At 69.6% G+C, this 20,608-nt stretch carries 25 protein-coding genes; 14 read left to right on the forward strand and 11 right to left on the reverse strand.

Going from position 1 to position 20,608, the window contains the following annotated elements; genetic code table 11:
• Positions 1-12 precede the first annotated feature (12 nt).
• Entirely contained in the window at positions 13-729 is a 717-nt protein-coding gene (locus tag PV646_RS12270; RefSeq protein ID WP_500341532.1) for a haloacid dehalogenase type II, read from the reverse strand.
• 52 nt (positions 730-781) lie between these two features.
• Here PV646_RS12270 and PV646_RS12275 point away from each other — a divergent pair, with 52 nt between their 5' ends.
• Positions 782-1,435 carry a GntR family transcriptional regulator gene (locus tag PV646_RS12275; RefSeq protein WP_500341533.1) on the forward strand — a complete coding sequence of 218 codons (654 nt, stop codon included), beginning with the start codon at positions 782-784 and terminating at the stop codon, positions 1,433-1,435.
• On the opposite strand, the gene PV646_RS12280 is transcribed toward PV646_RS12275, so the two are convergent.
• Complete coding sequence (locus PV646_RS12280; RefSeq protein WP_500341534.1) at positions 1,432-3,861, reverse strand: transglycosylase domain-containing protein; 2,430 nt, start codon at positions 3,859-3,861, stop codon at positions 1,432-1,434. The genes PV646_RS12275 and PV646_RS12280 overlap by 4 nt on opposite strands.
• A gap of 237 nt (positions 3,862-4,098) precedes the next feature.
• On the opposite strand from PV646_RS12280, the gene PV646_RS12285 reads away from it, so the two are divergent.
• A complete protein-coding gene (locus PV646_RS12285; RefSeq protein WP_189156389.1) occupies positions 4,099-4,389 on the forward strand; it encodes a WhiB family transcriptional regulator in 291 nt (96 codons plus the stop codon).
• Here PV646_RS12285 and bagB read toward each other — a convergent pair whose 3' ends face one another.
• From bagB to PV646_RS12300, 3 genes are read right to left on the reverse strand one after another with little or no spacing between them, the layout of a single operon-like run.
• Positions 4,390-5,514 (reverse strand): ATPase BagB, encoded by a 1,125-nt coding sequence (gene bagB, locus PV646_RS12290; RefSeq protein WP_500341535.1) that lies wholly within the window; start codon positions 5,512-5,514, stop codon positions 4,390-4,392.
• A complete protein-coding gene (gene bagA, locus PV646_RS12295; protein ID WP_500341536.1) occupies positions 5,511-6,503 on the reverse strand; it encodes an ATPase BagA in 993 nt (330 codons plus the stop codon). The genes bagB and bagA overlap by 4 nt, the downstream gene beginning before the upstream one ends.
• A gap of 44 nt (positions 6,504-6,547) precedes the next feature.
• The gene (locus PV646_RS12300; protein WP_500341537.1) at positions 6,548-6,799 is read right to left on the reverse strand and encodes a hypothetical protein; all 252 of its coding nucleotides are present in this window, start codon (positions 6,797-6,799) and stop codon (positions 6,548-6,550) included.
• Positions 6,800-6,867: 68 nt separating this feature from the next.
• Here PV646_RS12300 and sp36 point away from each other — a divergent pair, with 68 nt between their 5' ends.
• The 4 genes from sp36 to PV646_RS12320 are packed head-to-tail and all read left to right on the forward strand — an operon-like array spanning position 6,868 to position 9,257.
• Positions 6,868-7,023 (forward strand): Sp36 family protein, encoded by a 156-nt coding sequence (sp36, locus tag PV646_RS12305; RefSeq protein ID WP_086668176.1) that lies wholly within the window; start codon positions 6,868-6,870, stop codon positions 7,021-7,023.
• Positions 7,020-7,475 (forward strand): RidA family protein, encoded by a 456-nt coding sequence (locus tag PV646_RS12310; protein ID WP_500341538.1) that lies wholly within the window; start codon positions 7,020-7,022, stop codon positions 7,473-7,475. The genes sp36 and PV646_RS12310 overlap by 4 nt, the downstream gene beginning before the upstream one ends.
• A 34-nt stretch (positions 7,476-7,509) precedes the next feature.
• Entirely contained in the window at positions 7,510-8,112 is a 603-nt protein-coding gene (locus PV646_RS12315) for a hypothetical protein (protein WP_500341539.1), read from the forward strand.
• 11 nt (positions 8,113-8,123) lie between these two features.
• The gene (locus tag PV646_RS12320; RefSeq protein ID WP_500341540.1) at positions 8,124-9,257 is read left to right on the forward strand and encodes a hypothetical protein; all 1,134 of its coding nucleotides are present in this window, start codon (positions 8,124-8,126) and stop codon (positions 9,255-9,257) included.
• Here the strand turns inward: PV646_RS12320 and PV646_RS12325 are convergent.
• On the reverse strand, positions 9,251-10,060 hold the full coding sequence (locus tag PV646_RS12325) for an MBL fold metallo-hydrolase (RefSeq protein ID WP_500341541.1): 810 nt from the start codon (positions 10,058-10,060) through the stop codon (positions 9,251-9,253). The two genes, PV646_RS12320 and PV646_RS12325, sit on opposite strands and share 7 nt — an antisense overlap.
• The gene (locus PV646_RS12330; RefSeq protein ID WP_500341542.1) at positions 10,057-10,851 is read right to left on the reverse strand and encodes an NUDIX hydrolase; all 795 of its coding nucleotides are present in this window, start codon (positions 10,849-10,851) and stop codon (positions 10,057-10,059) included. Before PV646_RS12330 ends, PV646_RS12325 begins: the two co-directional genes overlap by 4 nt.
• A gap of 39 nt (positions 10,852-10,890) precedes the next feature.
• Between PV646_RS12330 and PV646_RS12335 the strand changes: the two genes are divergently transcribed.
• From PV646_RS12335 to dnaN, 4 genes are read left to right on the forward strand one after another with little or no spacing between them, the layout of a single operon-like run.
• The gene (locus tag PV646_RS12335; protein ID WP_500341543.1) at positions 10,891-11,247 is read left to right on the forward strand and encodes a hypothetical protein; all 357 of its coding nucleotides are present in this window, start codon (positions 10,891-10,893) and stop codon (positions 11,245-11,247) included.
• 14 nt (positions 11,248-11,261) lie between these two features.
• Positions 11,262-12,152 carry a Gfo/Idh/MocA family protein gene (locus PV646_RS12340; protein ID WP_500341544.1) on the forward strand — a complete coding sequence of 297 codons (891 nt, stop codon included), beginning with the start codon at positions 11,262-11,264 and terminating at the stop codon, positions 12,150-12,152.
• Positions 12,149-12,565: a tetratricopeptide repeat protein gene (locus tag PV646_RS12345; RefSeq protein WP_500341545.1), complete on the forward strand. Its 417-nt coding sequence runs from the start codon at positions 12,149-12,151 to the stop codon at positions 12,563-12,565. The genes PV646_RS12340 and PV646_RS12345 overlap by 4 nt, the downstream gene beginning before the upstream one ends.
• A 41-nt stretch (positions 12,566-12,606) precedes the next feature.
• Positions 12,607-13,698, forward strand: coding sequence for a DNA polymerase III subunit beta (gene dnaN / locus PV646_RS12350; protein ID WP_500341546.1), 1,092 nt, complete (start codon positions 12,607-12,609; stop codon positions 13,696-13,698).
• Between the two features lie 129 nt (positions 13,699-13,827).
• On the opposite strand, the gene PV646_RS12355 is transcribed toward dnaN, so the two are convergent.
• From PV646_RS12355 to PV646_RS12365, 3 genes are all read right to left on the reverse strand, one after another.
• Positions 13,828-15,075: an MFS transporter gene (locus tag PV646_RS12355; protein ID WP_500341547.1), complete on the reverse strand. Its 1,248-nt coding sequence runs from the start codon at positions 15,073-15,075 to the stop codon at positions 13,828-13,830.
• A 390-nt stretch (positions 15,076-15,465) separates the two neighbouring features.
• Positions 15,466-16,140, reverse strand: coding sequence for a Crp/Fnr family transcriptional regulator (locus tag PV646_RS12360; protein WP_030477589.1), 675 nt, complete (start codon positions 16,138-16,140; stop codon positions 15,466-15,468).
• A gap of 207 nt (positions 16,141-16,347) precedes the next feature.
• Positions 16,348-16,587: a hypothetical protein gene (locus PV646_RS12365; RefSeq protein ID WP_030477588.1), complete on the reverse strand. Its 240-nt coding sequence runs from the start codon at positions 16,585-16,587 to the stop codon at positions 16,348-16,350.
• Positions 16,588-16,723: 136 nt separating this feature from the next.
• Between PV646_RS12365 and nth the strand changes: the two genes are divergently transcribed.
• The 4 genes from nth to PV646_RS12385 are packed head-to-tail and all read left to right on the forward strand — an operon-like array spanning position 16,724 to position 19,850.
• Positions 16,724-17,431 carry an endonuclease III gene (gene nth / locus PV646_RS12370; RefSeq protein WP_500342373.1) on the forward strand — a complete coding sequence of 236 codons (708 nt, stop codon included), beginning with the start codon at positions 16,724-16,726 and terminating at the stop codon, positions 17,429-17,431.
• Positions 17,428-17,991, forward strand: coding sequence for a TlpA family protein disulfide reductase (locus PV646_RS12375; RefSeq protein ID WP_500341548.1), 564 nt, complete (start codon positions 17,428-17,430; stop codon positions 17,989-17,991). The genes nth and PV646_RS12375 overlap by 4 nt, the downstream gene beginning before the upstream one ends.
• On the forward strand, positions 17,988-18,647 hold the full coding sequence (locus PV646_RS12380; protein ID WP_500341549.1) for an NUDIX hydrolase: 660 nt from the start codon (positions 17,988-17,990) through the stop codon (positions 18,645-18,647). Before PV646_RS12375 ends, PV646_RS12380 begins: the two co-directional genes overlap by 4 nt.
• 15 nt (positions 18,648-18,662) lie before the next feature.
• Complete coding sequence (locus PV646_RS12385) at positions 18,663-19,850, forward strand: MarP family serine protease (RefSeq protein WP_189156373.1); 1,188 nt, start codon at positions 18,663-18,665, stop codon at positions 19,848-19,850.
• On the opposite strand, the gene PV646_RS12390 is transcribed toward PV646_RS12385, so the two are convergent.
• Positions 19,847-20,542: a TetR/AcrR family transcriptional regulator gene (locus PV646_RS12390; RefSeq protein WP_500341550.1), complete on the reverse strand. Its 696-nt coding sequence runs from the start codon at positions 20,540-20,542 to the stop codon at positions 19,847-19,849. The genes PV646_RS12385 and PV646_RS12390 overlap by 4 nt on opposite strands.
• Positions 20,543-20,608 lie beyond the last annotated feature (66 nt).

A 20,608-nucleotide genomic window follows, 5' to 3' on the forward strand; every position in this document is an offset into this window, starting at 1 on the left:
CGGCACCCCAGCTCAGAACGCCTTGTCGACCGCGTCCGCGAACTCGCCCATCGACCCGAACTCCAGGTCGTAGCTGAAGTCACCGGACGGTTCGGGCGTCGCGCCCCAGCCCGGCCGGTCGTGCCGCCGGTTGATCCACGCGGACCGCAGGCCCTCGCGCTTGGCCGGCACGTGGTCGTGGAACAGGCTCTGCGCCACGTGCAGCAGTTCCGAGCGCTCGATCCCCAGCGAGTCCAGCTCACGATCCAGCGCGCGGAAGTGGTTCTCGGCGGGCTTGTACGCCCCGACGTCCTGCGCGGTGACGATCGCCGCGAAGTCCCCGCGCAGCCGCAGGTTGCTGCCCGCGAACCCGTCGCGGTGCACGTTGGACAGGATGATCAGCCGGTAGTGGGCGGCCAGGCGCGCCAACGCGTCCGCCGAGTCCGGGAACGCCGGCCAGTCCGGCACGGACGCACCCAGCCGCCCGGCCCATTCCTCGCTCACCTCACGGCCCAGGCCCTCACCCGTGCGCCGGAACGCCTCCGCGAGCACCTCCGGGTACAGCCTGAACGGCGTCTCCGCCGCCACGACCGCCTCTTCCCTGCCGTACGCGAGCAGCAGCTCCTCGTCGGACAGGGAGAGTCCCGCGGAACGTGCCCACGGCGACAGCACCGCCGCGATCCCGGTCTCCCAGTCGATGAGCGTGCCGTAGCAGTCGAAGCTGAGCGCCTTGAACGTCGTCAGATCCATGACTCAAACTGTAGTACAGTTCAACTGTAGGGCAACTGGTTAAACTGGCCACATGTCAGCCCTCGACGGCCTCGAAGTGCGCCGCACCACCACGGCTCAGCAGCTCGCCGACGGCCTGTCCGAACGGATCATGGCGGGCGCCTTCGGCCCTGGTGACAGGCTCAGGGAGAGTGCGATCGCGGCAGAGTTGGGTGTCGCGCGCAACACCATCCGCGAGGCCGTCCGCATCCTCGAGCTGACCGGCTTGGTGCGCTACGAGGTCAACCGGGGCGCCGTCGTCATCGCGCCCACGCGGGAGAAGATCGAGGCGCTCTACACCGCCCGCGAACGCCTGGAGACCGCCGCGCTCGCCCGCACCCCGCGTCCGGAACAACTCCAGGCGATCACCGACGCGTTCGACGCGCTCGTCGAGGCGGCGGAGAACGGCTCACCGGAGATCGTCGACCGCGACCTCGCGTTCCACCAGGCGATCGTCGCGCTGCTCGACAGCACCAGGCTGGACGAGTTCTTCGCCGCGCTGACCAAGGAACTGCGCTTCTACCTCACGGTGCTCTCGAAGCAGGAGACACCGGCCGAGGTCGTCGCCGAGCACCGCGCCATCCTCGACGCCGTCCGCCTCGGCGACCGCGACAGGGCGGTCGCCGAGATCCGCGCTCACGTCGACGTGAGCGTCGAGCGCCTCAACGCGATGCTGGCCCAGGGCTAGCGGTTCGGCTCGGTCGGCAGCGTGACCGGTGGCGGCTGGTTGCCGGGACTGCCGGGGGGAGGCGGCTGGGCCGGGGGCTCGGTCGCCACCGGCGGCGGCACGTACCCCGAGCTCACCGACAGCGTGATCACCGTGCCGCGCAACGCGTTGCCGCGCGGCGACTGGCTGACGACCGTCCCCTTCGGCTGCTCCGAGTTCACCGACTGCTGGCTCACCTTGTAGCCGGCCTGATCCAGGATCCGGGTGGCGTCGTTGATCTGCTTGCCCACCACGTCCGGCACCTGGATCTCGCGGCCGCCCTTGAGGTAGCGCTGCTCCACCTGCGGCAGCGGGGACACCGCCATCCCGCCGTGCATCTTCGTCATCGTCTCGAACCACGTCTTGGCCGGGATCGTGCCACCGAAGATGTTGCCGTTGCCGCACAGCCGGGGCTGGGCGCCGAGGCAGATCGGACGGGGCGAGGTGCCGTCGTTGAACGTCTGCACGGCGCCCGCGAAGTCCGGGGTCGCGCCGATGAACGCGGCCGACTTGTACTCCTCGGTGGTGCCCGTCTTCGCGATCATCGGGCGGGTCCACTTGGCGTTGCGGGCGGCGGCCGCGGCGGTGCCGTTGCCGACGTCGTCCTTGCTCATGCCGACCGCGAGGCCGTTCGCGAGGCCCTCGGCGACGACCTGCTCGCACGGCGCCTCGTTGACGGGGACGCCCTTGCCGTTGCGGTCCAGCACCTTCGCGATCGGCGTGGGCGGGCACCACTTGCCGCCGCTCACGATGGTCGCGGCGACGTTCGCGAGTTCCAGGGTGGACACCGGCGCCGGGGAGAGCGTGAACGACGCGTTGCCGCCGTTCTGCTTGTAGAACTCCGTCTGCGAGATGCGGTTCTGCTTGTCCTTGGCCTTCGGGTCGGGCCTGGTGCCCTGCAGGTTCGTCGCCATCGTCTCGCGCATGCCGAGCCGCGAGGCCATGTCCACGACCGCGTCCATGCCGGTCTGCTCCTCGAGGATCACGAAGCCGGTGTTCGGCGACGTGGCGAGGGCCTGCTGCAGCGTCATCGACGACGGGTAGCTCGAGTCGAAGTTCGACAGGCAGTACCAGCGCGTGCCGGGCTCACCGGTGCTCGGGCAGCGCTGGGCGCCACCCTTGAAGACCCGCGACGTGTGCGAGGTCGGCGTCGGGATGACGTTCTCGATGCCGAGCCCCTTCTCCAGCGCCGCCGCGGCCGTGAAGACCTTGTAGATCGAGCCCGCGCCGAACTTGTTCTCCACGCCGCTGGGCAGGTCGTACGTCGTCTGGCGCAGGTCGGACTTCAGGCCGTAGTCGCGGTTCGCGACCAGCGCCAGCACGTCGTGGCGCTCCTTGCCGGGCTTCACGATCGCCATCGTGTTCGCGATGCCGTCGACGCCCTTGCCGACGCCCGCCTCGGCCGCCTGCTTCGCCTGCTGGGTGGCTGCTCTGTCCAAAGTGGTCTGAATGGTGTAGCCGCCGGTGCGCAGCTGTTCCTCGCTGAAACCCGCGCGCTGCAAGTAGTTCACGACGTAGGAGCAGAAGAAGCCGTTTTCCGGTCCGGCACCGACACAACCGTTCGGCGGGGTGCGAACCGGGGCCGCGAGACCCAGCCCTTCCTTCTTCGCCGCCTCACCCGCGTCGCGCGACAGCTTGTCGTTCTCGACCATCCTGTCGATCACTTTGTTGCGCCGGTCCAACGCTTTGTCCGGATACGCTTCGGGGTCGAGCGCTGACGGACTGTTCACCATTCCCGCGAGCATCGCCGACTGGGGAACCGTCAACTTGTCCGGAGTGGTGTTGAAGTAAGCCTGCGCCGCCGCCGCGATGCCGTAAATGGTCGAACCGAAAGGAACGACGTTCAGGTAGCGGGCGAGGATCTCCTCCTTGCCGAGCTTGCGCTCCAACTGCAACGAGATCCGCGCCTCGCGCATCTTGCGCGCGATCGTCTGCTCCTGGGCCTTGGCCTGCTCCAGCTTGTTGTTCCGGGCGACCACGTGGACCAGGTAGTTCTTGACGTACTGCTGGGTCAGCGTCGACGCGCCCTGCGACACCGAGCCGCTGACCTGGTTCGTCAGACCGGCACGGATCGTGCCCTTCCAGTCGACGCCCTGGTGCTCGTAGAACCGGCGGTCCTCGACCGAGATCAGCGCCGCCTTCATGGTCGGCGAGATCTTCTCGGGAGGTGTCAGCACTCTGTACTGGTCGAACAGGTAGGCGATCGGGGCGCCTTCCTTGTCCGTGACCGTGGTGATCAACGGAGGATCCGTCGTCACCAGGTCGGCCGAGATGCTGTCCACCGTGTCGCTGGCTCTGTTCGAGACGAGGCCTGTCGCACCCACGACTGGGAACAGCATGCCGGCGAGGAGAACCCCAGCCAGCAGGCACAGGCCGAGCATCTTGAGCACGCCATTCCTGACTCGCACGCGGGTCAGCGTACGCCGTACACGAACGGGTGAAGGTGATCAGTAAGTGTCGTTACTCAGCATGAGTAGTCATACGCACGACAGGTAACAGTCGGGTGACCCAGGCTTGGACAGGGAACCGAACGGCACTACAGTCCGTCAACGTCCAAGGAATGCAGCCGTAGCTCGAACGCTACGGCATCCGTGGCAGGGGTGTGGCGGATTTCCACATTTGGACAGCACTGAGGAGTGGGGGATATGAACCAGGGGGATTGGCGTATCAACGCTTCGTGCCGTGACGAAGAGCCGGATCAGCTCTTCGTCCGAGGTGCGGAGCAGCGCAAGGCGAAGCTCGTGTGCCTGGGTTGCCCGGTGCGCATGGAATGCCTGGCCGAAGCGCTCGACAACAAGATCGAGTTCGGGGTCTGGGGAGGCATGACCGAGCGCGAACGCCGTGCTCTGCTGCGCCGCCGTCCGGACGTCGACTCGTGGCTCGAACTTCTCGACAACGCCCGTCAGGACCACGTCGAGGACACACGGGTCGGTTAGTCAGTCACCGGCGAGGCGACGGCCTATCTCTCGTAGGCCGTCCAGGTCGTGCACGTCAGCAGGCAGGGCGGGCACGCCGACCAGCGGAACGCCGGGGTGGGCACGCGTGAACCGGGCCAGCAGCCGCTTCTCTCGATCGGCGACTGCGACCCGGTCCGCGTGCAGCCGGAGCACTGCCGCGGCGAGCGGCGCGTCACCGGAGCGGTCGAGGTCGTCCGCTGCGGCGAGCGCCTTCGCCGCGGGCAGGTCCGCCGCCAGCACGGGGTGCGTCCTGTTCGCGACGAGCCCGCACAACGGCATCTTCTCGGCGCTGAGCCGCTCCACGAAATAGCTCGCCTCGCGCAATGCGTCGGGTTCCGCCGCGGCCACCACCACGAAACCGGTTCCGGGCGAGCGGAGCAGTTCGTACGTGCGCTGGGCGCGCTCGCGGAATCCGCCGAACATGCTGTCGAAGGCCTGAACAAAAGTCGACGCGTCCTGCAACAGCTGGCCACCGACGATCGTCGACACGGCCCGCGTGAAAAGACTGAAGCCAGTTCCTACAATTTTCAACAACCCGCGGCCCGAAGCGCGCGCGGGAGCCGACAGCATCCGGATGAACCTGCCGTCGAGCACCGTCGAGAGCCGCTGCGGTGCGTCCAGGAAGTCGAGCGCCGACCGCGACGGCGGGGTGTCGACGATGATCAGGTCCCACTCGTCCTGTGCCACCAGCTGGCCCAGCTTCTCCATCGCCATGTACTCCTGCGTGCCGGAGAACGACGAGGAAATGGTCTGGTAGAAGGGGTTCGACAGGATCTGGTCGGCCCGGTCACGACCCGCGTGGGTCAGCACCATGTCGTCGAACGTGCGACGCATGTCGAGCATCATCGCGAACAGCTCGCCCTTGGGCTCGAAGCCGTCCACGACGACCTCGCGCGGGTGGTTGTCCAGTTCCCGCAGACCCAGCGACTGGGCGAGGCGCCGCGCCGGGTCGATCGTCAGCACGACCACGCGCCTGCCGCGTTCGGCCGCGCGCAACGCCAGCGCCGCCGCGGTCGTCGTCTTGCCCACGCCGCCGGAGCCGCAGCACACGAGGACGCGCGTCTCCAGGTCGTCGAGCAACGGGTCGAACTCGAGCTTGTTCATCGGACCCCCGCCGCGACCAGCACCTCGGCCAGCTCGTACAGCGCGGCCACGTCCACCCCGTCCGTCAGGTCGGGCAGCTCCAGCGTCGGCAGGTCCGACTCGCCGAGCAGTTCCTTGGCCTCTTGTTGTGACTGCACCCGGATGGCGTGCTCCACCGTCTCGTCGACCAAACCCTCGAGCGTGAACTCGTCGAGGTCGAGTCCGGCGGTCTTGAGCCCCGCGCGCACCCGCGACTCGTCGAGCCTGCCCTCGGCGGCGACCGGCAGCGACCGGGCGGGCAGCCGCGCCGGCTGGACCCGGTTCACCAGCACCGCGCCCGGACGCAGGTCGGCGCCGTCCAGGTCGACGACGGCGTCCAGGGTCTCGCGCACCGGCATCTCCTCCAGCAGCGCGACCAGGTGCACCGCCGTGTCGCCGGAGTGCAGCAGCCGCACGACGCCCTCGCTCTGCCCCTTGATCGGCCCGACCTTGGCGAGGTCGGCCATGGCCTTGGTGACGTCGAGGAACTTGACCACGCGCCCGGTGGGCGGCGCGTCCAGCACGACGGCGTCGTAGAGGTGGCGGCCGTCGGGTCCGGTGCGGTTCACGCACTCCTTGACCTTGCCGGTCAGCAGCACGTCGCGCAGGCCCGGCGCGAGCGTGGTCGCGAACTCGATCGCGCCCATCTTGCGCAGCGTCCGGCCCGCGAAGCCGAGGTTGTAGAACATCGCCAGGTACTCGAGGAGCGCGGCCTCCGCGTCGACCGCGAGCGCGTGCACCTCACCGCCGCCCGGCGCGGACGCGATCCGTTCCTCCGAGTAGGGCAGCGGGGCCCGGTCGAAGAGCTGGGCGATGCCCTGCCTGCCCTCGACCTCCACCAGCAGCACGCGGCGCCCGCCGGTGGCCAGCGCGAGCGCCAACGCGGCCGCGACCGTCGTCTTGCCCGTGCCGCCCTTGCCGGAGACCACGTGCAGACGGGCTCGGGTCAGCTCCTCGGTCCACGACGTCACACGTCCAGACTATGTGTGAAATCGGTCGAAGGTGGATCGGTCGGTCAATCCACCATGGTGAGGAAGAGAACGGCCATGGCGGTGGCGGCGACCAGCGCCCAGGCCACGACCGACGGCAGCCACAGCGCGATGCTGCCCGTGAGGATCACCACGACCACGAGTCCGATGAGCCCGGCCTGCCAGACCTGGGTGCGCTGACTGTGCTTGCGGTCACGCACCTGCGCCATGGCGACGAGCACCATCACCAGCCCACCCGCCGCGAACAGGGCGGTGGCGATGATCCGCCAGGTCTCCATGTGATCAAGGTAGCTCCCAGTGGCGGAACCGCGCAGGCGCCGCACGGGTGGCAAGTTAGGCTCCGCGCATGACGAAGTGGGAGTACGCGACCGTGCCGTTGTTGATCCACGCCACGAAGCAGATCCTCGACCAGTGGGGCGAGGACGGCTGGGAGCTGGTCACGGTGCTGACGAACCCGACCGGTGAGCAGCACGTCGCGTACCTGAAGCGAGTGAAGGCATGACCACCTGGAGCAACCGCCTGAAGGAGCTCGGCATCGAGCTTCCCGGCGTCGCCGCCCCGCTCGCCGCCTACGTGCCCGCCACGCAGAGCGGTCCGTGGGTGTTCACGTCCGGCCAGCTGCCGTTCGTGGAGGGCAAGCTGCCCGCCACCGGCAAGGTCGGCGCCGACGTCTCCCCGGAGGAGGCGAAGCAGTACGCCGCGACGTGCATCCTCAACGCTCTCGCGGCCGTGCATGCGCTTGTGGGGATTGACTCGATCAAGCGAGTCGTGAAAGTTGTCGGGTTCGTGGCCTCCGCCGAGGGCTTCACCGGTCAGCCGGGTGTCATCAACGGTGCCTCGGAGCTGCTCGGCGAGATCTTCGGTGACGAGGGCAAGCACGCCCGGTCCGCCGTGGGCGTGGCCGAGCTGCCGATCGGCGCTCCGGTGGAGATCGAACTGATCGTCGAGGTCTGAGTTCCGGGCTCTGGCTTTTGCTGAAGGGTGTGACATGTCGGACACGTGCCACGAACTGCTGCTGCGGCTCGCCGGACGCCTTCCGGACGACCTGCTGTGGCGGTACCGGGACTGGGCCGCCTCGGACGCGTACGCGGTGCTCGCGCGCTCGTTGCCGCGCACCCTTCTGCACGGACGCATCCCTCTGACGGATCACGAACTGCGCCTTTTGCAGGACGCGCTCGTGCCCTACGGGGCGGAACCGGGATACCTCAGTTCGGTCAAAGGACTGGACGAACTGCCTGCCACCGACTACACCTTTTCCCCGGAATCACCTGATCGGGTGCCGATGGGGGATTCCGCGACCGTCGTCCTCGGTGCCACGCTGCGAGGCCGGCACGGGGTCGGTGAAGTTCGCTCCTGCTGGCGCATCGGTCCCGAAGGGATCAACCGCGTCCTGCTGGTGGCGGCCAGCACCGGCCACGCCCGGCTGACTGGCGAGCTGCAGCGCGTTCTGCGGGCGTTGGGCGAGCACGACCCGTGCGTCGAGGTCGTGTCGTCCGGCATGGACCTGCCGCCCTACCACCGGGCGGCGCTGGCGGCATCGGAGCTGGTGTGCGCCGGCGCCGAGTCCGATCAGCACCTGGTGCTGAGCTAAGGAGAACTGACGTGACGAACGACGGTGTCGGCCTGCCGGTCCGTCTCCACGATCTCCTGTTGTCGATGGCCGGGCGCGTGGACGACGCCGCTCTGTCGCAGGCCCGCGAGTTCCTCGCGGTCGGAGAACTGGACCGCTCGATCGAGCTGCTCGTCGGCACGCTCCTCGCGGGCAGCATCCCGGTGCTGCCGGACGAGCGCGCCGCCATCACGTGGATCCTCCACGAGGTCCGCTCGGACGGGGCGCTGACCGACCGCCTGCCGGTGGTCGAGATGCTGCCGTTCGTCCGGCACCGCTTCACCTCCGAGACCGACCCGGCCTCGGACATCGCCGCCGACCTGACCCGTGCGGTGTCGGTGCTGCCGGACATCCGCTCGGTGCGGTGCGTCTGGCGTTCGTCGCCGACGGGCTCCACGCCGGGTCCGTTGCCGCAACGAGTGGTGCTGGTGGACATCGGTCCGCAGGGCTTCGCGCCCGCGACCGCCTACCGGGTCGACGCGGTGCTGCGCAAGGCGGGCGTCCGTGCCGCCGTCGAGGTCCTGACGACCGGCGTGCAGCTCAGCGACTACCACGCCTCCGCGGTGACGGCGTCGCGCGCGGTGCCGATCTCCGGTGCCCCGTCCCCGTCCCCGATGGCCGACCACGTCGCCCAGCAGCAGGCCTGGTTCGACCAGCCGGCCGAGGAGCTTCCCGCTCCGGCGCCGGTGGCCGAGCCGACACCGGCGCCGGAGCAACTGGAAGAGACCGGCTCACGACGCACACGTTCCACACCGACGGCGCTGGAGGGCTCGCAGCCCTTCCCTCCCAAGCCCGTCAAGCGCCTCCCGATGGTCGCGCCGGAGCCCGAGCACGAGGTGCTGCCCGAGCCCGTGCCGATCAACCGCGCCGAGATCACCACCGAGCTCAAGCCCGACGAGCTGGCGGCCCTGCAGGCCGCTCTCGCCGAGCCGGTCGGTGAACCGTCCTCCGTGGACGCGAACCTCAGCGAACGCGAGCGGGCCCTGCTGCAGCAGCTGCACGAGGAGCTGGCGCAGCGGGAGCAGACCGGGTCACCGGGGTCGGACAGCGGCCGCTGGCAGATCGACCGCTCGTCGTCGCGTCAGTCGGCGTTCGGGGCCTCGAACAACGGCCACCAGCCTCAGTAACCGGTCCGCAGGTACTCCAGCTGGGCCCGCACCGACCACTCGGCGGCGGGCCACAGCACCCTGTCGACGTCCGCGTAGACGACCTCGACGACCTGCCGTGGCGTCGGTGCGCCGCCGAGCTGTTCGACGGCCTTGCGGACCTGCTCCAGGCGTTGCGTGCGGTGGGCCAGGTACCTGCGCGCGGCTTCCCCGGCGTCGGTGAGCTCGGGGCCGTGACCGGGCAGCACCGCGGTGCCCTCCGGCAGTTCGGCCAGCAGCTTCAGCGACTCGAAGTAGTCGCCGAGCTTCCCGTCCGGGTGGGCGACGATCGTCGTGCCGCGGCCCAGGACGGTGTCGCCGGTCAGCACGGCCTCGCCGTCGATCACGAAGCACAGCGAGTCGCTGGTGTGGCCGGGCGTGCCCAGGACGCGGAGCTCCAGCCCGGAACTGGTGATCACGGCGCCGTCCGTGAGGCCCTCTGAGCCGTACGTGAACGTCGGGTCGAGCGCGCGCACCGGTGCCTTCACGAGCTCCGCGAACTCCCTGGCGCCCTCCGAGTGGTCGGGATGGCCGTGGGTCAGCAGGACTTCCGAGATCGGGCCGACGGCCGCGACGCGCTTCAGGTGGGCCTCGTCGAGCGGGCCCGGGTCGACGACGACGTACGACGTGGCGTCCGGGGCCTTGAGCAACCACGTGTTGGTGCCGTCGAGCGTCATCGGGGACGGGTTGTCCGCGAGCAGCACGGCCGCATGGGGCGTGACCTGGCGGAGTTCGCCGTAACGCGGGTGCTCCGCGCGGGCGCCGATCAGCGGGGAACCGCTCACTGGAACACCACCCGGATGACGTCGCCGTCGCGGATCAGCTTGGGGATGATCTTCTCGACGCTGCGCTCCTCGGCCATGACCTTCTCGACGGTGCCCAGGGCGCCCACCTCGTCGAGGGTGCGCCAGGTGGGCGGCATGAGCATGCGGCGGCCCTCCTGAGCGTCCTGGATGGCATCGGCGGGCGTCTGCCACGAAGCGTCGGACGCCTCGGTCGTCTCGCCGTCCGCGTTCTGGCCCTGCGGCAGTGCGGCGACGAAGAAGCGGGTGTCGTAGCGGCGGGGCTCCTCGTACGGCGTCACCCAGTTCGCCCACGGCCGCAGGAGATCCGCGCGCAGGACGAGGTCGTTGGCCGTGAGGAACTGGGCCAGGGAGATGTCGCGGTCGACGAGCTGCTGCCGGGCTTCCGAGTACTTCGCCGTGTCCGCGACGACCGACGTGGCGTCGGGGCCCGCGAGCAGCACGCCGGACTCCTCGAACATCTCGCGCACGGCGGCGCACACGAACGCACGCGCCGTTCCCGCGTCGACGTCGAAGATCTCGGCCCACCACTCCGGCGGCGGACCGGTCCACGCGACGGACGTGTCGGCGTCGCGTCGATCCACGCCCCCACCGGGGAAGACGCTCATGCCGCCGGCGAACGCCATGCCCTTCACCCGGCGCAGCAGGAAGGCTTCGAGGCCCTCGGCGCCGTCGCGGAGCAGGACCACCGTGACGGCGTCCTTGGGTTCGACGGGTTGGGAGACCGGCTTCGCGGGTACCAGGTTTCCCGGCAAGGTCATGTCGTCGGGCATCCTCCGAGCGTACGACCGCGCTGACTCGAGGATGGTGTGATGGCGACGAACGTCTCCGGCTGCATGGTGAAGATCCTGTTGTTCCTGCTCGGTGCCGTCATGGGCACAGGCCTCACCGCGGTGGCGGGCGTGGTGATGTTCCTGCCCGACACCACGACGGTGAGCAGCGTCGATCCGACCACCGAGGCGCCGGGCGTCTACGTGAAGAAGGTCGACCGGCTCGTGGGCGGCACCCACTACGAGGTCTGGCTCGGTCCGTCGGCGGACCGCGGCTTCGTCGTGACGGTGCCCGGCGGGTGGGGCCACGAGCCGCAGCGGGAGACCTCCGACGCGGGCGTGCGCCTGAAGTTCGACAAGGGCGGCGAGATCTTCGTGCCCAAGGCCAGTTACTCCTGAGGCAGGATGGGCGAGTGGACGAACAGCTGCGCGTAGGACTAGTCGGTGCCGGCCCGTGGGCGCAGATGATCCACGCCCCCGGAATCGCGAACCACCCCGGCACCAGGCTGACCGGCGTGTGGGCGCGCCGCCCCGAAGCGGCCGCCGAGCTCGCCGGTTCCCTCGGCGCGGAACCGTTCGAGGACTACACCGCGATGCTGTCCACTGTGGACGCCGTGGCGTTCTGCGTGCCGCCGGGCGTGCAGGGCCCGATGGCGATCGAGGCGGCCCGCGCGGGCAAGCACCTCGTGCTGGAGAAGCCGATCGCGGAGTCCGTCGAGGTGGCGGCGGAACTGGCCGATGCCGTCGCGGAGGCCGGCGTCGCGTCCCTGGTCGTGCTGACCCGCCGCTACGCCCCGGAGACCAAGGAGATGCTGGCCCAGCTGCACCGCACGGGCGGCTGGACCGGCGCGGACAGCCGCTGGATCTCCGGCGCGCTGCTGGACGGCCCGTTCTCGAACTCCCCGTGGCGCCACGACAAGGGCGCGCTGGACGACGTGGGCCCGCACGCGTTCGACCTGCTCGACGCCGCCCTGGGCGAGGTCACCGACGTGCTGGCCGCGAACGTGTCGGACACCGGGCTGTGGCAGCTGATCCTGCAGCACTCCGGCGGCGCCACGAGCACCGTCTCGCTGTGCCTGTCGTTGCCGCTGCAGCCGCCGTTCGCGGACCTCACGGTGTTCGGGGTGAACGGCCATCGCACCCTGACCAACCGGGACACCCCCGCGCTGGAGTGCTTCACGAACCTGCTCGACGACTTCGTGGCGATGGTGCACAGCGGCACCACCACGCACGAGTGCGATGTGCGGCGAGGGCTGCACCTGCAGCGGATCATCGACCTGGCGCGCAGCAAGGCCGGTGCGTGAGGTTCACGATCGACCCCGAGACGCTGCGTGAGGTCCCGGACGCGCACGAGGCATGGACGCAGATCGGAGTGGCCGCGCGCATGCTCGGTCAGCTCGACCTGGCCGAGCAGGCACTCACCACGGCGTTCGAGCTGCGCCCCTCGACCGCCTCGCTGCTGAGGCTGGCGCACGTGCACCAGTGGCAGGGCAGGTTCGCCGAGGCGCACGCGGAGTTCGCCCGGTGCGCGGACAGCGGCGAGATCGCCGACTTCGTGCACCAGCACTGGGGAAAGTGCTACTTCGACGAGGGCCGGTTCGACGAGGCCCGCGCCCACTTCCAGCGGGCGTTGGACCTGCGTGAGGGCGGCGACCCGGCGTTGGCCGAGTCGGCGCGGGTCGCGCTCAGGGCGGCGGAGGCACGCAGCACGCGCTGACCCGTCCAAAATTGTCAGGGGTGCCCGCTAGCGTCCAGAACATGGACCTCACCGCCACGACCGCCGAGCTCGCCGGTGCCGCCGCCGAGGTGGCGCGGCTGCTGCCGACCAGGGTGCTCGACCCGGTGCTGGCGGGCGTCAGGCTCCGCGCGGGCACGGACGTCGAGATCGCGGGCAGCGACCAGGAGCACGGCGTGCGCCTGAGCATCACCGCGACGGTGCACACCGAGGGCGAGGTGCTCGTGCCGGCGAAGCCGCTGGCCGCGACCCTCCAGGCACTCGACGAACCGCAGGTGCGGCTCAAGGTCGAGGGCCAGCGGCTCGCGATCCGCACGCCGAGTTCGAGGTTCGCGATCCCGTTGCTCGACCTGGACCACCACCCCGGCGTCCCGGAGCTGCCGCGGCTGCAGGGGCACGTCGACGCCGCGAAGCTCAAGCTGATCGCGGCGGTGGCGGGGGCGGCGAGCAAGGACGACGCGCTGCCCATCTTCACCGGCATCCGGATCCAGTCGGACGAGCAGAAGCTGCACGTCATGGCCACGGACCGCTATCGCATGGCCTACGCCACACTGCCGTGGGAACAACAAGGTCAACTGGACCTGTTGGTACCTGCGAAGGCGCTCGTCGAAGCAGCCCGGCAGGCCGACGGCCGTGTCGCCCTGCACGCGAACGAGGACCGCATCGGCCTCGCCTGGGGCCACAACTCGATCTCCACCGCACTGCTGGCCGCTCCGTTCCCGGACGACCGGGCGCGCCGACTCCTGGAGGCAGTCATCGACAGCACGGTGCTCGTGGACGCGGACGCGTTGGCACGCGCCGTCCGCAGAGCCACGCCCTACGGCGGCCCGCACCAGGCCGTGACCATCCAGGTCGAGGACTCGGAGGTCAGGGTCAAGGGCAGCGACCCGCAACAGGGCGAGTCGGAGGAGTTCGTCAAGGCCACGGTCGAGGGCGACCGGCTGACCAAGACGTTCCAGGCCCGCTACCTCGCGGATGCGCTGAAGGCGTTCGCGGGCAGGCGGATCGAGCTGAAGATCCAGGACGGCCTGCGCTCGACGGTGCTGACGTCGCCGCCGCTCGAGGACGGCGTCGAGCTCACCTACCTCGTGGTGCCGATGCGTTCGGTGGCCTGAGAAGCGCGGAAGGCCGGCCCGCGCCGGACCGGCCTTCCGTTTCGTTCGTTCCCGGCGCGAGGCACCGCACCAAGCACGGAGAACGCGAAAGGCCGGCCCACTCCAGGCCGGCCTCCCACGTCACGTTTCTCAGCGCGAGGCGAGCTCCATCTCGGACCGCGCCGGCACCTCGGCGGGCACGCCACGCTGCACGGTCCCGCGCAGCAGCCAGACCGCCAGCGCGATCAGCAACCCGGCAACGCCCGACGCGATGAACGCGGGCCGCGTGCCGAAGTGCTCGATCAGCTGGCCGGACAGGCCCTGCCCGATGGCGAGGCCGACGGTCACCGAGGTGATCACCCAGCCGAACGCCTCCGCAGCCATGCCGTTCGGCGTGACCTGCTCGATCGCCGCCGAGTGCGCGGTCGACTGCGGCGTGATCAGCGTGCCGACGAGGAACAGCGCCACCGCGAGACCGACCAGCGTGGCCGGGATCGCGAGCAGGAACGCCAGCAGCGCGAAGCCGCCCAGCAGCACCGGCAGGCGCAGGTGCATCGGGCGCGGCCACGGGCGCATGCCGTAGAGCACACCGAAGATCACTGAGCTGATCGACCACAGCGACAGCATCAGGCCACCCATCGAGGCGTGGCCCGCGGCCTTCGCGAACGCCGGCACGGCCACCTCGACGAAGCCGATCGTCACACCGAAGCCGAGCGCGGCCAGTGCCACGGTGCGCATGCCGGGGTAGGCGAACGCACCGAGCAACGGGCGCGGCGCCTGCTTGACGGGACCCCAGGCGCGCACGACGGGGTTGAACGCGAACCACAGCGCGCCGACGACCATCAGCACGGAGCCGACGACCACGCCGGTGCCCGCCCACGGCGCGGCCAGCAGCACACCGGCGAGACCCGGTCCGAGGATGAAGAAGACCTCCATGCTGATCGCCTCGTAGGCGTAGCCCGCCATCCGCGTCGGGCCGGCCGGGACCATCCGCTCCCACAGCGCACGCGACGCCGAGCCCACCATCGGCTCGGTCGCGCCGACGCCGAGGGCCAGCGGGACCAGCACGAACACCGACGCCCCCGCCTCGACGGAGAGCACGGAGACGGTGACGAAGAAGGCGAACAGCCCGATCACCCAGAGCAGGGGACGGGTGGGACCGAAGCGGTCCATCAGCCGGCCCTGGACGACGGACCCGAGTGCCACGCCCACCAGTGCCGCCGCCGAGACCATGCCGGCGACCGCGAACGACCCCGTCGCGCGCTCGACGTAGAGCAGCAGCGAGAGCCCGACCATCGCGATGGGCAGGCGGGCGAGCAGAGACGCAACCACGGGGCCGCGCATGCCGGGAGTCGTCAGGGCAGCACGGTAGTCGGACAGGCGAGCGGAGTGGGACATGTGTACCAGTATGCCAAAGCTGGTACGGATGTACCAGATCGGGTGCGCAGGGTCACGACGATAACGATCGAGTCACAGGAATGGGATGACCGGGTGAAAGATGCAACGAATCAGCCACACCCGAGGTCCTTGAGGGTGAAAGGGCTTGAGCAGTCGGGGTGCTGACGTGCGAAAGTTGACTCGTCGCTCGAAAGACCAACCTCTGGCCTGAGGGTCGGGGCCTGCGCGCCAGAGGAAGGGAAGCACGGTTCGTCGGGGGATGGGCCGTGCAAGCACAAAGGACCGGTGCGCCACGTCGGGGGTGGCGCCCGGTCCTTTGTGTTTCGAAGAGCGGTGTTCGCCGGCCGACCGCCCGACGCAGAGGGGGGCGGAAGACCGGCGGGCTACCGGCTAGCGGGCGCGGCGCGCGAGGCGCTCCGGGTCCAGGATCAGCACGCTCTTGCCTTCGAGCCTCAGCCAGCCGCGGTGCGCGAAGTCGGCGAGAGCCTTGTTCACGGTCTCGCGGGACGCGCCGACGAACTGGGCGATCTCCTCCTGCGTCAGGTCGTGCGTGACGCGGAGCAGACCGGCCTCCTGCGAGCCGAAGCGCTGCGCGAGCTGCAGCAACGCCTTGGCGACGCGGCCGGGCACGTCCGTGAAGATCAGGTCGGCCAGCATGGAGTTCGTCCGGCGCAGCCTGCGGGCCAGGGCCCTCAGCAGCTGCTCGGCGATCTCCGGCCGGTTGGTGATCCACTGTCGGAGCGCGGGGCGGTCCATGGACACCGCGCGCACCTCGGTCACCGTCGTCGCGGTCGACGTGCGGGGGCCGGGATCGAAAATGGACAGTTCGCCGAACATGTCGGAAGGTCCGAAGATCCCCAACAGGTTCTCGCGGCCGTCCGGCGACTTGCGGCCGATCTTCACCTTGCCGGACTGGATGATGTACAGGCGATCGCCCGGCTCACCCTCCGCGAAGATGACATGGCCACGCGGGAACTCCACCGTCTCAAGGGTCGTCGCCAGCGCCTCTGCAGCTGCTGGGTCCACCCCTTGGAAGATGCCCGCTCGCGCCAGGGTCTCGTCCACCTCGTCCCTCCTAATCGACGCGACGGCACGCCTACCACCATCTTTGGTGGAGTCAGCGCCGTGCCGCCGATCACTGCGTTGCAGTCTAAGGGCTCTCTTGTGGATCGCCGCTCGGCTCGCCGTCTTACTAGGAACAACCCGACTGGCTCGATCCAGAGCCCAACGAGCCAGCCTACGCCATTTGGGTGTCGGTCAGCACCAGGGCCATCAGCGGACGCGCTTGCGCGCACCACCGCGGCCGCGGCGACGGAGGCGGAACATGTCGAGTGCGCGACCGATGCCGTGTCCGTAGAGCGCCTTGACCTCTTCGGGCCTGGCGGACTCCAGGAACTCCTCGACCTCGTTCTCCTGCACGGCAACGTGCCGGAGCTTCGCTTCGACGCGCTCCATGAAGAGCGCGAAGAACATGATCACGATCGGAACGACGATCACAAGCCAGGCAGTCATGATGCTCCGAAGTGTGGCGCATGAGGGATTCGAGTGCGGATCTAGGGGTGGGTTCCGGCGTGTTGACTACTCTGGATCAGTGCCCGCAACCAAGAAACCGGAAACCAAGCTCGGCCTGACCCGAAGGGCCCGCCGGATGGTCCGCGTGCTGGCCGAGGGATACCCCGACGCGCACTGCGAGCTGGACTTCACCACTCCGCTCGAGCTCGTCGTGGCGGTCATCCTGTCCGCGCAGTGCACCGACAAGAAGGTCAACGAGGTCACCCCCGCGCTCTTCGCGAAGTACCCGACGGCCGCCGACTACGCCGGCGCCGACCGGACGGAACTCGAAGAGATGCTCCGCCCCACCGGTTTCTTCCGGAACAAGGCAACGTCCCTGCTGGGTCTCGGTGCCGCTCTCGTGGAGCAGCACGACGGGGTGGTGCCGGGCAACATGGAGGAGCTGGTCAAGCTCCCTGGTGTAGGACGCAAGACGGCCAACGTGGTTCTCGGCAACGCGTTCGATGTGCCCGGGCTCACAGTCGACACCCACTTCGGCCGGCTCGTGCGCCGCTGGGGCTGGACGGACCTCGACGACGCCGTCAAGGTCGAGCACGCCATCGGCGAGCTGATCGAGAAGCACGACTGGACCATGGCCTCGCACTGGATCGTCTTCCACGGCCGTCGCGTCTGCCACGCCAAAACCCCAGCTTGCGGCGCCTGCCTGCTGATGAAGGACTGCCCGTCCTACGGCCTCGGCCCGGAGGATCCGGACAAGGCGGCCAAGCTCGTGAAGGGCGACGAGAAGCCCCACCTGATCGAGCTCGCCGAGCGGGTTCGGGCCGGTGACAAACTGGTCGGGTGAACAACCGCACGCGCTGGCTCGCCGTCGTGCTCGTCCTCGGCGTGGCGGGTGTCGTGGCGCTGTGGCCCCGTGACGAATCGCCGGGGCCGCCACCCACGTCCACCCGCCCGACGCAGGACATGGCCGCGTTGCGCGCGCAGGCCCAGCTCCGGCCGTGCGTGCCAGGAGCGCAAGACGGCATCGGGGTGACGTGCCTCGGCGACGGCACCCGGACGGCCGTCGCGCTGAAGGGCCCACTCCTGATCAACTTCTGGGCGACCTGGTGCCAGCCGTGCCAGGAGGAGCTGCCCGTGCTGGATTCCTACGCGAAGCAACCAGGTGCCGTGCCGGTCGTCCCAGTTCTCGTGGAGAGCAGGGAGGCGGACGGCCTGGAGTTGCTCGCCCGGCTCGGCGTGCGACTGCCGTCCGTCCACGACGGCGCCGACGAGCTGCGCAAGACGGTCAAGGCGCCGATGACGCTTCCCGCTACGTATTACGTAACAGCGGACGGTCAAGTCCGGCAGATCACCGATCCGCCGTACTTCACCGCGCCGGAACAGGTGGAGAAGGCGGTTCGATGACGGAGGCGGTGGAGCCACCCGACTGGATGCAGCGCCTGGCGAAGGCCACCGAGGAGATCGACGGGCGAACGTTCATGCGGGACCCGCGGACTCCGACGAGGGCCTACCGCAAGGCGGCCGTGCTCATGCTGTTCGGCGAGTCCGAGGAGGACGGGCCGGACATCTTGCTGTTGCGCCGATCGGACACGCTGGGCTCGCATCCGGGCCAGGTCGCGTTCCCCGGCGGGGCGCAGGACGACACGGACGACGGGCCGGTGGGCACGGCATTACGCGAGGCTTACGAGGAGACCGGTGTACTTGAGTCAGGAGTGAGACCGCTTGCGACGCTGCCGGAGCTCTACGTGCCGGTGTCGGGGTTCGTGGTCACGCCCGTGCTCGCCTACTGGGAACAGCCGAGCCCCGTCGCACCTGTCGACCTGGCGGAGACCGCCGCGGTCGCCCGGGTGCCGGTCGCGCACCTCGCCGATCCTGCCAACAGGTTCCGGGTGCGTCACCCCGCGGGCTACGTCGGAGCGGCCTTCTCCGCGCCGGGCATGCTGGTGTGGGGCTTCACCGCGGGGTTGATCAACGGCCTGATCGCACTCGGCGGCTGGGAACAGCCGTGGGATGCGACCGATGTGCGTGACCTTGAACTAGCGTTGCGCGCTACACAGTGAGGCGGAGGTTTCGGGTTGAACTGGGTTGACCTGCTGGTGCTGGGCCTTGCCGCGATCGCCGCGGTCTCCGGGGCCAGGCAAGGCATGGTCGTCGCGCTGCCCGCGTTCGTCGGCGTGCTCGTCGGCCTGGTGCTGGGCACGCAGATCGCACCGCTGCTCGTCTCCCAGTTCGAGAACGTCGTCACCAAGGTCGTGTTCGCGGTCGGCATCGTCGTGCTGCTCGTGGCACTGGGCGAGACGATCGGCGTCTACATCGGCCGGACGATCAAGGCCCGCGTCAACGCGTCGCCGCTCAAGGGCGCGGACAACGCCCTGGGCGCGATCGTGCAGGGCATGGTCGTCTTCATCGTGGCGTGGATGATCGCGCTGCCGCTGACCTCGGTCGTCGGCCTGCCGAACCTCACGTCGTCGCTCAACCAGTCGGTCATCCTCGGCAAGGTCAACGACACCATGCCGCAGGCCGCCAGGGTGCTGTCGAACGACCTGCAGAAGCTCTTCGACGTCTCCGGCTTCCCGCAGGCGATGGACCCGTTCAACCGCACGCCGCTCAAGGACGTCGAGCCGCCGAACAACCAGCTCGCGGAATCCCCGGTCGCGAAGCGGCTGCAGGCGTCGGTGCTGAAGGTCCGCGGCCGGGCGCCGTCGTGCTCGCGCGCCCTGGAGGGCACCGGTTTCGTCATCGCGCCGGAGCGGGTCATGACCAACGCGCACGTCGTCGCCGGCACGAACGAGGTCACGGTCGAGGTCGGCCGCGGCCAGTTCGACGCGACGGTCGTCTCCTACGACCCGCGCACGGACATCGCCGTGCTCGCGGTGCCGGACCTGGAGGCCACGCCGCTGCAGTTCCGCTCGGACGAGGTGCAGCCGGGCGAGGACGGCATCGTGCTCGGCTACCCGCTCGACGGCCCGTACAAGGCCTCGCCGGCCCGCGTCCGCGAGCGCATCCCGCTGCTGCGCGGCCCGGACATCTACGACGCACAGACGGTCACGCGCGACGTCTACACGGTGCGCGCCGAGGTCCGCTCCGGCAACTCGGGCGGCCCGCTGGTCGACCCGAACGGCCGGGTGATGGGCGTGGTCTTCGGTGCCGCGGTCGACGACCCGGAGACGGGCTTCGTGCTCACGGCCCAGCAGGTGCAGGCGATGGTGCAGAAGGCGCCGACGCTGACCCGCCGGGCCTCGACCCAGGGCTGCGCCAGCTAGAGCCGATGACGGGCCGCGACGCCGTCGAGGACGTAGTCGAGGCCCGTCTCGAACCTCACCGCCGGATCGCGGTCGCTGGACTCGTGCATGACCCTGGCCAGCGTCGGGAACCTGCCGGTCGCGAGCATCCGCTGCATGTACGGGCCGGACGCCCGCTGCCACTGCTCCTCGGTCATGCCCGACGACCGCTCCGCGCGCAGTTCGGTGATCTCGCCGCGGACGGCCCCGAAGACGTACGCCATCACCGCGCCGACCACGTCGAGGACGTGGTCGATGTCTTCGAACCGGACCGCGGCGAGCGTGGTCTCCATGTGCGTCAGGGCGTGCGGACCCTGGTGCGGCCGGTTGCTCAGCAGGTCGATGAACCACTCGTGCCGCCTCGCCGCGTCCCGGATGCCGTGCGCGACGTGCCGCAGTCCCTCGCGCCAGTCCGCTGACTTCCCCGGTGGTGTGATCTCGCCGTAGACCTCGTCGACCATGAGGTCGAGCAGTTCGTCCTTGGTCTCGACGTAGCCGTAGAGGCGCATCGGGCCGGCGTTCAGGGCGGCGGCGACCTTGCGGAACGACACCTCGTCGAGCCCGCCCTCGTCGGCGAGCCTGATCGCGGCACCCACGATCAGGTCCCTGCTCAGCGGGGTCGGGGACGGCTTGCTGGGCGGCTCTGGGCGGTCCCACACGGCTTCGTTCGACATCGGGCTGGACAATACAGCGTCTCATCGCGATACAGTGTATTGAGCGATACGGCGTATTGGGAGGAT

The sequence above is a fragment of the Streptomyces sp. ID05-26A genome (assembly GCF_033794685.1).
Lineage (GTDB): Bacteria > Actinomycetota > Actinomycetes > Mycobacteriales > Pseudonocardiaceae > Lentzea.